General features: G+C 40.8%; 14 protein-coding genes and 1 pseudogene. 5 read left to right on the plus strand and 10 right to left on the minus strand.

The window, feature by feature from the left end:
• Positions 1–340: 340 nt before the first annotated feature.
• Genes ACP7A0_RS13585 through ACP7A0_RS13600 form a run of 4 tightly spaced genes read right to left on the minus strand, consistent with a single transcriptional unit; the run spans position 341 to position 5,154 of the window.
• Positions 341–1,423 carry a M24 family metallopeptidase gene (locus ACP7A0_RS13585; protein ID WP_106048058.1) on the minus strand — a complete coding sequence of 361 codons (1,083 nt, stop codon included), beginning with the start codon at positions 1,421–1,423 and terminating at the stop codon, positions 341–343.
• A 4-nt stretch (positions 1,424–1,427) separates the two neighbouring features.
• Positions 1,428–2,948: a UDP-glucose--hexose-1-phosphate uridylyltransferase gene (gene galT / locus ACP7A0_RS13590; RefSeq protein WP_106048056.1), complete on the minus strand. Its 1,521-nt coding sequence runs from the start codon at positions 2,946–2,948 to the stop codon at positions 1,428–1,430.
• Between the two features lie 35 nt (positions 2,949–2,983).
• Complete coding sequence (galE, locus tag ACP7A0_RS13595) at positions 2,984–3,976, minus strand: UDP-glucose 4-epimerase GalE (protein WP_106048054.1); 993 nt, start codon at positions 3,974–3,976, stop codon at positions 2,984–2,986.
• Positions 3,976–5,154: a galactokinase gene (locus tag ACP7A0_RS13600; RefSeq protein ID WP_411265997.1), complete on the minus strand. Its 1,179-nt coding sequence runs from the start codon at positions 5,152–5,154 to the stop codon at positions 3,976–3,978. Before ACP7A0_RS13600 ends, galE begins: the two co-directional genes overlap by 1 nt.
• 181 nt (positions 5,155–5,335) lie before the next feature.
• Here ACP7A0_RS13600 and ACP7A0_RS13605 point away from each other — a divergent pair, with 181 nt between their 5' ends.
• Positions 5,336–6,181: an AraC family transcriptional regulator gene (locus tag ACP7A0_RS13605; protein ID WP_034660412.1), complete on the plus strand. Its 846-nt coding sequence runs from the start codon at positions 5,336–5,338 to the stop codon at positions 6,179–6,181.
• A gap of 35 nt (positions 6,182–6,216) precedes the next feature.
• Here ACP7A0_RS13605 and ACP7A0_RS13610 read toward each other — a convergent pair whose 3' ends face one another.
• Positions 6,217–6,474 (minus strand): hypothetical protein, encoded by a 258-nt coding sequence (locus ACP7A0_RS13610; RefSeq protein ID WP_003215318.1) that lies wholly within the window; start codon positions 6,472–6,474, stop codon positions 6,217–6,219.
• 27 nt (positions 6,475–6,501) lie between these two features.
• Positions 6,502–6,885 (minus strand): GtrA family protein, encoded by a 384-nt coding sequence (locus ACP7A0_RS13615; RefSeq protein ID WP_012011676.1) that lies wholly within the window; start codon positions 6,883–6,885, stop codon positions 6,502–6,504.
• Positions 6,886–7,341: 456 nt separating this feature from the next.
• Between ACP7A0_RS13615 and ACP7A0_RS13620 the strand changes: the two genes are divergently transcribed.
• The 3 genes from ACP7A0_RS13620 (at position 7,342) to ACP7A0_RS13630 (ending at position 9,132) form a co-directional block, all read left to right on the plus strand.
• Positions 7,342–7,482 carry an anti-repressor SinI family protein gene (locus ACP7A0_RS13620; RefSeq protein ID WP_008345506.1) on the plus strand — a complete coding sequence of 47 codons (141 nt, stop codon included), beginning with the start codon at positions 7,342–7,344 and terminating at the stop codon, positions 7,480–7,482.
• A gap of 296 nt (positions 7,483–7,778) precedes the next feature.
• The gene (locus tag ACP7A0_RS13625; RefSeq protein ID WP_106038932.1) at positions 7,779–8,468 is read left to right on the plus strand and encodes a class I SAM-dependent methyltransferase; all 690 of its coding nucleotides are present in this window, start codon (positions 7,779–7,781) and stop codon (positions 8,466–8,468) included.
• A complete protein-coding gene (locus tag ACP7A0_RS13630) occupies positions 8,461–9,132 on the plus strand; it encodes a glycosyltransferase family protein (RefSeq protein ID WP_106048051.1) in 672 nt (223 codons plus the stop codon). The genes ACP7A0_RS13625 and ACP7A0_RS13630 overlap by 8 nt, the downstream gene beginning before the upstream one ends.
• A 140-nt stretch (positions 9,133–9,272) precedes the next feature.
• On the opposite strand, the pseudogene ACP7A0_RS13635 reads toward ACP7A0_RS13630, so the two are convergent.
• The 4 genes and pseudogenes from ACP7A0_RS13635 to ACP7A0_RS13650 all read right to left on the minus strand — a co-directional run.
• Positions 9,273–9,422, minus strand: a pseudogene (locus tag ACP7A0_RS13635) (IS5/IS1182 family transposase); the annotation flags it as partial.
• A gap of 125 nt (positions 9,423–9,547) precedes the next feature.
• Positions 9,548–9,832: a hypothetical protein gene (locus tag ACP7A0_RS13640; protein WP_017360144.1), complete on the minus strand. Its 285-nt coding sequence runs from the start codon at positions 9,830–9,832 to the stop codon at positions 9,548–9,550.
• Complete coding sequence (locus ACP7A0_RS13645) at positions 9,822–10,949, minus strand: tetratricopeptide repeat protein (RefSeq protein ID WP_426005494.1); 1,128 nt, start codon at positions 10,947–10,949, stop codon at positions 9,822–9,824. The genes ACP7A0_RS13640 and ACP7A0_RS13645 overlap by 11 nt, the downstream gene beginning before the upstream one ends.
• Before the next feature lie 331 nt (positions 10,950–11,280).
• Complete coding sequence (locus ACP7A0_RS13650; RefSeq protein WP_155758699.1) at positions 11,281–11,448, minus strand: hypothetical protein; 168 nt, start codon at positions 11,446–11,448, stop codon at positions 11,281–11,283.
• A gap of 607 nt (positions 11,449–12,055) precedes the next feature.
• Here ACP7A0_RS13650 and ACP7A0_RS13655 point away from each other — a divergent pair.
• Positions 12,056–12,634 carry a hypothetical protein gene (locus tag ACP7A0_RS13655; protein ID WP_126268974.1) on the plus strand — a complete coding sequence of 193 codons (579 nt, stop codon included), beginning with the start codon at positions 12,056–12,058 and terminating at the stop codon, positions 12,632–12,634.
• Positions 12,635–12,664: the final 30 nt, after the last annotated feature.

Below are 12,664 nucleotides of genomic sequence, written 5' to 3' on the forward strand. Positions count from 1 at the left end.
ATTTATATTATTGCACACACAATAAATTTCTAGGATTTTGAAAAGTTGAGAGTTGAAGGCAAAGGACAAACAATCAAGAACTTTGTCAAATTTAGGTTTACCACAATAAAAAAGTTTGGTCGAATTTCAATTTAACTTAATGAAATTTTATCTAGGTAAACAATTTTGAAATAGGTATCCCCACATTTAACAAAAACCTTACTCATTTTAACGCAAGTTCACAAGAAAAGAAAGTATCGATTCTCTGCGATACGCTGTAAGAATTGGTAATGATGCTGAATTAGTGGAATCTCGCTAAAGACTTCCAGCAAAAAACCGGCTCAGCGCCGGCACTCTGCATTTATTCATCTCTCACTAAGATGTCAGGTCGTCTATAGATCTCCCCTTCATGTTCAATGTCCATGTACGTCCACTTGCCTGTATAGGTTAAAAAGCGGTTGCCCTCTTTTTCTACTACTATCGTATCCTCTGATTTCAGTCCAGGCAATGAAGGATTCCACGTAAACACTTGATGCAGCTGAATTTCTTCCTTCGATGAGGGAACAGCAATGATTTCCCTAGATACAAATCCCGTCTTTCCCCCTTGATGAAGCTTTTTCCAGCTATCAGGGAAGCCCTCTTTTTCATACTGAGCAATACCTGCTTTCAGTACATCTCCTAATGTTTTACCAGGACGTGTGGCGGCATTCATGACTGTATCAATTCGTGCAAGCCGCTCTTTGTTCTCTTCAAGCTCCTTTGGAAGCTGACCAAAGTAAACAGACCTTGTGACATTCGCTACGAGCCCGTGCCGTTCTGCACAGAGGACAACAAGCGCGTGCTTTTGAAGTGCTTTCTCTGTTGGAATCGGGTGACGGTATTGATGGATCCGGTCATCCGTTGCCACAAGCAGGACTTCTATCGTCATCCCTTGTGCAATGGCTCTTTGAGCAATAAGCGAAGCAATTTCGTGTTCGGTCTGCCCTGGCACGATTTCTTGACAGACACTTTCTACAATGACCGCTGTTTCATGACAAAGGATTTCATATTGACTGAGCAGCGAGGCAGTAAGGATCGATCGAACATGTGACAAATCCGGCTCGATCCATTCGAATCCATCCATTTGAATGTCCGCCCCAATTCGTTTACCTTTTGTGAGTTCTTGAATGTAGGGGATCTCATCCTCATACCAATCCATTGTGACCACCTGAAAGGGATGATCGACATACGCCATTTCCTCTTCAATGATCCGCTTTTCTTCCATTTGATTCACAATGAGGACGAGGTCGTCTTTTAAGACGAGCAGCTGGCACACGCCCTCTGGCGTATTTAACACAATGTGATTCCTTCTTCCGCCTGTCAGCCAGGAGAAGTTATTTCGCTTTTGAATCAAGACACCATCAAGCTGCTTTTCTTCCATTAGCTCTCTTACTTGTTCAATCATCTAATCACCTGCCTGTATGAAGTGTTTGAATGAAACGGTTAAAAGCTGTTTTCCCTTGCTCAGTTCTTTTAAACACACCCGCCTGCGAGAGAATTCGAGAAAAAATAGAGCCAATTTCTTGTTGTAAAATGGTTTCGGTATTGTCCTCTGTAAAGGTGTTCTCTTCAAGCAGACGCTTTGCCCATGTTTCGTGTTTCATGATAGCAGGACGGGCTTTGATTTCTTCAAGAGGACTTTCGGATAGCAATGCCTCTTTTAATTGGCTTAACTCCTCTGCTAATCTGCCAGGAAGGACAGCAAGGCCCATGACTTCAATTAATCCGATATTCTCTTTTTTAATATGGTGGACTTCTTCGTGCGGATGGAAAATGCCGTCTGGGTGCCGCTTGTCTGTACGGTTATTACGCAGCACTAAATCTAATTCATAGTCATCCCCGTGGCGCCGTGCAATAGGTGTAATGGTATTGTGCGGAGTCTCTCCTGTATGAGCGATCAGCCCCACCTCTTCATCTGAATACAATTTCCACTCATGTAAGATAAAGTCTGCTGCGTCCGCGAGCGACTGCCGCTCGCTGCTTCGAAGGCGGATCACAGACATCGGCCATTTCACAATGCCAGCTCGCACATCCGGAAAGGCTTTGAGAGAAAAGACTTCTTCCATCTCTGCTTTCGCCATCGGAAATTCATGTGCACCGCCCTGAAAATGGTCATGACTTAATATACTGCCTCCGACAATCGGAAGGTCGGCGTTCGACCCGATGAAATAGTGCGGGTATATAGATATGAAGGAAAGCAGTCGTTCAAAGGTTTTTTTGGTGATGCTCATTGGCTCATGTTTACCTTTGAACACTATGCAGTGCTCGTTGTAATACACATAAGGTGAAAATTGCAGAAACCACGATTCACCTGAGAGTGTCACAGGAATAATCCGGTGATTCTGTCTCGCTGGATGGTTGATCCGCCCCTCGAAGCCAACGTTTTCTTTACAAAGGAGACAAAGAGGGTATTGCTTTTGACTGAGCTTCTTAGCTTCAGCGATGGCTTTGGGGTCCTTTTCCGGTTTTGATAGATTAATGGTGATCTCCAGCACACCATCGTCTGTTGGTGTAAACCACTGTACATTTTTGGCGATCCTGCCTGTATGAATATAGTGGGCATGCTGCTGCATCGCATAGAACCAGCTTGTAGCTGCCTCTGGTCCCTCATGTTGGCGTTTTTCTTCAAACTTCGCATAGATGACACTTGGAGGTGCCACCAAGCAGCCCATGATTTTCGCATCTAGTAAATCACGATACGTATCCGTCCCCTCAGGAATAAGGCCTGTTTCTACTGCCCAATCCAGCATCGGCATTAAAATGTCTTCAAGGTCTCCTTCTCCTGAGACTGTTCTTGCTTCAGCGTCATCGAGCCCGAGCACCTCAAGCAGCCGATTTCTCGTATAATCGATATCTAGTGATGTCATCAGCTCTTTATTGATCCCGTATTGAATCAGCTGTTCCAATTTTCCAAAAATATCAATCGCCATTCCCTCTGTCCCCTCTCTTGCCTGCCTGTTACGCTTTATTCACTTTGGTAGCCATCTGGATGCTTCTGAAACCAATCCCACGCGCTCTGAATGATCGTGTGAAGGTCAGCATATTGAGGTGTCCATCCCAATTCTTGCAGCGCTTTTTCAGAAGAAGCAATCAGCTTTGCTGGATCTCCCGCGCGTCTTTTTGCCACTTGTGCCGGGATGGCATGCCCCGTGACTTTTCTGACAGCTTCTACGACCTGCTTCACGGAGAAACCTGTTCCATTCCCTAAGTTGTAGGTAGCACTACCTTTTCCAGCACGCAGCCGATCAACGGCTAAGATGTGTGCCTCTACTAAGTCCATCACATGAATGTAATCTCTAATACACGTGCCGTCCTCTGTCTCATAATCATCACCGTAAATCTTGATCTGATCCCGTTTTCCTAAAGCAACTTGCAGAATAATTGGAATGAGATGTGTTTCAGGCTGATGATCCTCTCCGACAAGTCCTTCTGTATGGGCACCAGCTACATTAAAGTACCGAAGCACCACGTATTCTATTCCATACGCTTGCTCAGACCACTTCAGCATTTTTTCAATCGCTAATTTTGTTTCTCCATAAGGATTCGTTGGGTTCGTTTCATCCGTTTCAACGATCGGCACGCGCTTCGGTTCACCGTATGCAGCAGCAGTTGAAGAAAAGACGATGTGTTTCACATCAAATTCATTCATTATTTGTAGTAAAGCGGTTGCTCCGCCGACGTTGTTGTCATAGTACTTAAGCGGGTCTGTCACACTCTCCCCGACAAGTGAATCTGCCGCAAAGTGCATGACCGCTTCTATTTGATGCGTTTTGAAAACCTGTCTTAAAAAGACGTGATCCCGTAAATCTCCCTCTTCTAAGACAGCTCCTTCCAAAACAGCTTCTTTGTGGCCTGTCTGCAAATTATCCACTACCACTACTCGTTCGCCTTTCGCTAGAAGAGCCGCCACCGCATGACTGCCTATGTACCCTGCTCCTCCACAAACTAAAATTGTCATCACACTTCCTCCTTTGTGAGTTCTCTTGCGCCGCCTCCAATTCCAGCTGTGTAAAAAGAGGCTTGAATGCCTGTTTTCTCTTGATATATCGCACCAGTTTCTTCTATAAATGAACCCAGCAGTTCTTCTTTCACAATGCTGATCGTGCATCCGCCAAAGCCTGCACCTGTCATACGGGAGCCAATCGTCCCCGGGTGCCGCCAAGCTGCTTCAGCCAGTGCATCTAGTTCAAGTCCTGTTACTTCATAATCATTCTTTAAAGAAAGATGAGAAGCCTTCATGAGCCCACCTAGTTCTTCCATTTTATCATCTTTCAGAAAATTTACTGCTTTCATCGTCCGCTCGTTTTCCGTCACGACATGTCTTGCCCGTTTGCGGCATATGTCATCTTCAATCAAGTGGGCATGTGCTGCAAATTCATCCGCAGTGAGCTCACATAAGTGGGTGATGTCGATTTTTTTCCGAAGATCATTTAAAGCTGATTGACACTCTGCCCGGCGCTCATTGTATTTGGAATCAGCCAGTGTCCGCTTTTTATTTGTATTGGCGATGACAAGCGCCAGTCCCTCTTGCCGAAAAGGACTGTATTCAAAGGCAAGGGTGTCACAATTGAGCAAAATGGCGTGATCTTCTTTTCCAAGGGAAATCGAAAACTGATCCATGATCCCGCAATTGACGCCAATAAATTCATTTTCTGCACGCTGTGAGAGGAGGGCAAGACGGGCATTTGAAACGCTGAATGAATGCCATTCGTTGATGAGAACAGCGGTGACAAGCTCAATGGAGGCAGAGGAAGACAGACCTGCGCCATTTGGAATATTGCCGCTGTACACAATGTCAAAGCCTTCTTCTATCTTCATCCCTGCTTCTATAAACTGATTGAACACACCCTTCGGATAATTCGCCCAGCTGTCCGATTCCACGTAAGCGATTTCATAAAGGTTGAATTCTTTCACACCATCGCTATCAAAGTTCAAGGAATACATTCTCACGCGGCCATCTGAACGCTTCGCACAAGCAGCATACGTTCCGAGAGTAAGTGCGCATGGAAACACATGGCCTCCATTGTAATCTGTATGTTCACCAATCAAGTTCACCCTTCCTGGGGCAAAAAAATAGCGAAGTTCTTCTCCATCTCCAAATTGCTGGTGAAATGCCGCGCGTAACGTCTCGATCATATCCATTCCCCTTTTCTCTTCTGATACTTTTATTTTAGTTGTCCCAGCAGCATCAGTTCAATGGTAAAAAAACCGTTAAAAAATACCCTTTTTTTGCTGTGAATGGTACGATGTGATATGAGGTGTAACATGATTCTAAATAGAAAAAGGTTGTTTTTTGCTGCGAAGGAGGATTTCCAATTTGAAGAAGGAAGCATTTGCATTTCGTTTTCACCATTCTGATGTGACATTGCCGGCGCAAATATGGTCTGTTGGCTGGGAAGTACAATCATCTTCGTTATATAGCTGGAATGGCGTGGAGCGGAAAGATCAGGGCAAGTGCATCTTTCAGCTCACACTGTCTGGACATGGCATGATTGAAATCGGAGAGAAACGTTTCAAAGTGTTGCCGGGTCAGGCCTTTCTCGTGAAAAGCCCAAGTGCCTATCAATATTATTTTCCAGAGGACAGTGAGCATTGGGAATTCCTTTATTTAACGCTTTACGGGGAAGCCTGCGATCTTTGCTTTGACCAATTTATTGACCAAGGAAAGCAGGTCATGCGTTTTCATCCAAATTCCAGACCGATCCGCCTGCTCAAGAACATTTATGATGAAGCCAGTGAAAGACGGATTACCAATCCATTTGAGGGGTCTAGCCTTGCTTATCAATTTGTCATGGAACTATATTCATATTTGCCAAAGCTTGAGGGACAAATGGAGAAATGGCCCGAGCCCATCGTTCAAGCTGCCTTGTTTGCCAGCCATCATTTTCACGAGGAAATTGGCCCGGACGATATGGCAGCTGCGGCACGTTTATCCAAAAGTCATTTTACGAGGGAATTCAAAAAGGCCACTGGCTTCACACCTATTCACTATCTAACCAATATCCGGTTAGAAAAGGCGGAAACGTTACTGAAAACAACAAAATACTCGATTGAAGAAATCGCCATACAGTGCGGCTACCGAAATGCGAATTACTTGAATAAAGTCTTTCGAAAGAAAATCGGCATGTCTCCAAAGCAACTGCGGGAAACAAGCGATGCATAATAAAAAGCAGCCGCTTTCACAATTGGCTGCTTCTTTTACGCTTTCGTCAGGTCAACATGAATTCTCCCTTGTCTTAAAACAATGGTCATTTGCGTGTCAGGTGTCATTAAGTTTTCTAAAATGTCCGTTGCCGTTTGAAGCGCAATGTCCATTCGGTTGATCTTTTCCTTTTCTTGTTCCGAAAACGCTTCTGGATGTGCGGTCATTTCTTTGACTAGCCTCAGCACTTGTTCATGCTGCTTTTCTGTTTGCTGATATATGACATCATATAATTCGTCTGGCCTGCTGCTCATTTCACATCACCTATCTTTTTTCATGTGTTAAATCGCATCTTCTTTTGTTTTCTTGAAGACGAACCATTTACTGGCGACATAATTCACGACCACAATCACAAAGTTGACAAGAATTTTTGCGACGGTTTCATTGAGCGCCATTTGGCTCACAAATAAAATCATCAGCCCCAGATCTACACCTAGAGACATGAGACGAACACTAAAAAATGAAGAAAGCTCACGCATAAGGCTTTTCGTATCACGAGCCTTTTGCTTGAAGACATACTTCTTATTGGTGATATAAGCAAAGAGAACAGCAAATACCCATGAAACAACTGTAGCTGTTTTATAATCCATGGAAAACATCTCAACGAATAAGTAGAAGCTGACTATGTTGACAATGGTTGTACACACACCCATCACAAGATACATGACAACTTCTTGATACTTTTGAAAAAGGCTATACATGTCTTTCTTCATTCCTTCTTGGTGGTTTCTGTTTCTTTTAGAATACCATCTTGAGAAGAACTTCCCAAACGAACAATATGTACGTCCTGAACAGATGAAATTTGTTCTACTTGATGGCAAATGTCAACCTAATTGGTTTATATAAGCCAAATGATTTAGGTCTTTTTCATTATTTTAATTTATAATCTTTTAACTGACTTTACAATTGTTTATTATTAGAAGTAAGAAATCAATATTTATGGGTTTTTTAGTCATTTTTTTAGGAACGTGGTAGGTGATAGATTTTACAAAATAGGTTAAATGTCATCATTTTTCGACAAAATCTATTTTGCGCTGTTTTCATCCACACGTACAGTTACTAGACGGTTTGTTCAAGTCATTGGTTGCAGATGAATATGTCTTATTGAACTGGAGGATATTATGGATACGCAAGTGAAAAGAAGAGTTGACGAAGAGTGGGTTTATTTGATTCAGGAAGCGAAAAAAATTGGACTAGGCATCGAAGAAATACAAGCTTTTTTAACATCCAACGGTGATCAGAAGATGATAAACAAACCGTAAATCAACGCCGTTATCCTTTGTCTTTCAGACTGCTTTGGCTAAAAGACTTGTCAATTGACCTTTTGAAAATCCTTTCATGACGATACGCTACAGTAATTGAACACCCCTTCATACCAATCCCTTCCACTCATGGGGTTCTGTCTTTCTATATTAGGAGGACAGTCCGTTTCCCGTTCTTTATATGATCCCTTTATAGCCGCTATTCATGAAAATTGTCATTCTCACGTTATAAAACCAAGCTCCCCACCCATATATTAAGCATGAAAACAATGAGAAAGCAGAAAGGTGGGTAGAGCGTGAGTTCAGATTCCCTTTCCTATTATCACCAAAAAAAGGATCAGTATTATCATGGCGTGAACCCGGTCATTGTCAGCCGTATTCGTGAGGAATGGACGTCTTTATTGGATATCGGATGCGGCACAGGCAAACTTGGAAAAGTCCTGAAACAAAAGGGCCGGACCATTTATGGAATTGAATCGTTTGAGGATGCAGCAAAAGAGGCTGAGCAAGAGCTAGATCATGTGCTATGCGGAAATATTGAACAGATGACTCTCCCTTACGAACATGAACACTTTGACTGCATCATTTTCGGAGATGTCCTTGAACATTTATTGGATCCGTGGGCCGTTTTAAAGAAGGTCAAACCCTTCCTTAAAAAAGAAGGAGTCATCCTGTCATCCATTCCGAATATCGGTCACATATCAACAGTTTTAGAATTACTAGCCGGCAGATTCACTTATACAGATGCAGGATTAATGGATCAAACACATTTACGTTTCTTCACCCTTCACGAAATTCATGCACTCTTTCATTCAGCAGGCTTTCGTATTCGCGAACTCGAAACCATTCGCGTAAAGCATCCTTCCTATGCAAGCGTGATGAGTGATTTACATGAATTACTCATGAAGCATGGCATTCGTTCAGATTTTCACGAGGCCGCTACCGCCTATCAGTATGTGTTTGAGGCGGTTCAGTTTCATGAGTAACCCCACCATCCTGTTTGTTTTATGTGTAAATGATGAATCGATGTTTCAGGCTTGCTTTCGGCAGCTCGCTTCACTTCCTGCTCCCCATGGATATCATGTGGAGGTTTTGCCGATTAGACATGCATCCAGTATGACCTCTGCTTATAATGAAGCGATCACCCATCCAGCTCAGTTTAAAATTTATCTTCATCAAGATACCTTGATTGTCAAACAGCATATGCTGCTTGAGCTGATCCCGCTTTTTTTACAGCATCCATCACTTGGGATGGTTGGGGTCATAGGTGCAGAAAGCGTGCCTGACAATGGGATTTGGTGGGAGAGTTCTCATTGCCGGGGGAAAGTCATTGAATATCGTCACGACACTTATCAGCTGCTTTCGTTTGAAAGAGGTCGTCAACAACAGGCGGAAACACAAGATTATATCAACGCTTCGGCGATTGATGGTCTTTTCATGGCGACGCAGTATGATGTGAAGTGGCGTGAGGATCTCTTTGATGGCTTTCATTTTTATGATGTTTCGCAGTCCTTTGAATTCATCCAGCAGGGCTATGAGGTTGGAATTGCGAGACAAGAAGAGCCTTGGTGTATCCACAAATGCGGAGATCATTTTGATGCAGAAACATATGAAAAAGCGAGACAAACATTTCTTGCGAATTATCGATAGAAAGCACCCTTTTCGGGTGACCAGAATGTAGAGAAACTCATGTTTTTCTACATTCTTTTTTATTTTCCACGTCATGATGTTAGGTACCCGATAAACATCATTTTGAACAAAATAAGTGGATCGAGAGAAGGACGACCTTATTTCTCACTATAATACGGTTTTACTTTATCTATGATAAATGAAAAATCAATGTACTGATCAATTTTACGAAGCAAGTGATCGTGTTCAACCAATTGATCTAGTCATACAAATTCAGCTTCGTGCTGAGAAGAATGTCTAATGTGGAACATGAGAAAAACACCTTCCTTTAATATGCTTTTCTCTATTATAAAATGGGGAAATGTAAATTTTAAGGGGGAAAATAAAGCTGTCGAGATTTTCTCGACAGCCTGACCCTAAAGGTCTGTTTGATTCATCAAGTAGATAATCTAGAATCACGTGTTCCAAAACGAACATCAGGATTTTCACTAGAACGGGTTCCATTCCTCACAGCAAAATCGTTATCTTGTTGAGATAAAGTTATAAGAGGAAAATCCTCAGTAGTAACGCTACTGCCTGTAGCATTCCTTACAGTCAGATCAGTGGATTCTGGAGAAGTAGCATTTCTTGAATTCACATCAAAATCGACAGATGATAAAGAGATCACACCTAGCAATGCTGAAGCACTCAAAAAACCAGTAAGAACCGTTTTAAAATTCATATGAACAGTCGCCCCTTTGGATTTGTTTTCGGGCGTACATCACTTTTTCATACATTTTTACAGATTCATCCATACGCCCATTCTCATTATAGTACCGAGCCGCTTCAAGCGCTAGGTCTTCCATATATGGATAACCCCTCTCATTCTCTAATTTTTCCAACGAGCTCAAGACTTCACTTAGGTTTGCTGTTTTTAAAAATAAAATTTCCAATACCATCAGCAACGATAAAAACAGATCATTTTTTCTATTCTTCGCTTCTTCCAAGCCTCTTTTGAAAAATCTTTCACCCTCAATAAATTCCTTTTGACTGAAATGAAATAACGATAATTCATAAAAAACCAAAAGCAACTCTGTAGCATTAATAGGCTCTCCTTCTAGAATAACCTGATTAAAATAAGCTAGTGCCCTATTAAAATCACCTAATCCTTTATAACAACACCCAATATTAAATAATGACTTCACAATCATTGGCTTATTAGAAATTGCCTTAGATTTTTCTAAAGCTGACAATAAATGAGGAAGCGCCTTTTCTCTGCATTCAAAATCAATGAAATTACCTGCCATAACAGTTAGACAATTAATTTCTCGAATCATATAAAGGGAATTGCTCTTATGCGCCTTATAAGTATCATAAGAAAGACCAACGTAATACATAGACACATGTGTCTGTTTCATGTGATAAAACACTTCAGATAATTTGTAATAAAATTCCGCTCTTTCTAACTCATCCCCTACTTGCTCCAGGCGCTTTTCCGAGCGCTTATAGAACACAATAGCTCTAATAAACTCACCATTTTTGAATTCATACATGCCTTGAAAAAAATTAAAATAGTATTCAAGAATGGCTGACATCTTTTTTCCTTGTCCTTCTACAGCTTTCAAGTAATCCGATTTTTCAAGTGGTTCTTTAGAAGGCTGCACATAGTCTGTCATCAATTGATGACGAAACTCCATCAACTGAAAATAAAGAACCGCCTGTTCATCTTCTTCCATGACATCTATATCTTTTCTAACCTCTTCCCTTAGCATCTGGGCCTTTTTAACATTGAATCTTTTTATATGCTTATACCATTCATTTATCTTGATCGCTACAACTGGAGACGGTATAGACGCCATCTACAATCCCCCCCTAGAAAACCAATTTTTAATAAATGTTAGCACAAGAATTCCTAATAAAACCCTATTTATCCATTCATATGTAAAATTTTCGGCATGACGCAAACACTTTTTAAGCAAGTAGGACACAAGACATATCGGTTTTTAGATGCTATCACAGCAGTTAACGCATTTAAATCCCATATAAGCGTTCTTGAAGCATCACACTATGAAAAACCCGAGCATAAATAAAGATGCTTAGAAACGAATATGAACGCTCTTGGTGGTGTTTTTAAAATAGGTGCCATGTTTTTTAAGAAACAAAAAAACAGGCTCTTTAGCCTGTTCTTTATTATCCAGTGATGACCATATTGATGAATGGGACACTCAGTAAAAAGTAAACAACGGCAAAAACAACTTTATAACCCATCTCTTTTTCTTTATTATTCTTACGTTTTTTCATATAAACAGCAAAATAAGAAGCACCAATTAACATCATCAATACTGGTATTACAGTCATCATAAATTATCCTCCCTAATAAAAGAACCTATATTGCGGTCACCGCAACCCAAAAAGAAACTTTCCATCACATTACCAATTATCAAGAAATAAATGGTAGCATGGAAATATATCAAAGAAAGTGAGTGATTCTTATAAATCCATGTCTCCTATGCTTCTTTATGCAACCATTTTTTTGACTCTCTTATGATCCCCCAAAATAGGAACCTGTACAGAATTACAAGCAAGAAAAAAGTATAAACAAACTCAAAGGGAGAGAATGGTTCATAATCAATTATGTATGCATTAATAAACACTATTACCAAAGAAAACAATTCCATCAAAGAATCTATAAATCTGTTTTCTTTGAACACGTCCCTTGTCTTTTTGAAATTAAAGATGTCTTTAATTTCCACACTAGAAAGTCCTTTGATTAAAGCTAAACCTATCAAGTACACACCAAAAGACATCTCAAAGGAAAAACTCAACATCTGTGTGATTACACAATAAATCAAAGTGAATAAGAATAAATACATTTTATTACTCTCCTTAACCTCTAAGTATTCCACCCCAATAGAAGGAAATATCATGTATGCGTTACCCCAAAAAACAAATAGGAGTGGTACGTATGTTTAAAAAATTTCTAGTAGTGTTATGTGTGCTTACTATTACATTTGGTTTCTCTTCTCCAATGATTAGTCATGCCAGTCAAGGTAATAATGAGACCCCTCCAGTCAGTGTAGATAAAAAACAATTGGAATTAGCAGAGAAACTATCTAATTACTTCGAATTAGATAAGGATGGAAATATTCATTTTACAGCTGATAAAGAAACCCTTATGGAAATGGGAATTTCAGAACACGACAGTCTACTAATGACTTCAATGAAATCAGAAGAATTTAGCTTTGAAGAGAATGAGAAAAAAGGTGACATGCAGACTTTAGGTTTTGTAGGTTTACACCTCAAATTAGGACCGAAAGTTAGAAGCATGAATGCCATAGTAGCAGGTGGATTTGCAGCCGGATATATCGGTTGGTACACAAGTCGAATTGCTGCTGCCGGACCATGGGGTGCTGGAGCAGCTGCGGCTATTACTGCTGGAACTTCTGGTGCTGTTGCATGGGCAGTTAAAAACAAATATAAGAAAGTTGATGTAGGCGTAAATATTATGTTTGTTAATTTAGCATATACTGTAAAAATACCTTAAAAATAACTGTTAAGCAACAATAAATAAAAA

Source organism: Bacillus sp. DWP3-1 (assembly GCF_049896565.1).
Classification (GTDB): domain Bacteria; phylum Bacillota; class Bacilli; order Bacillales; family Bacillaceae; genus Bacillus.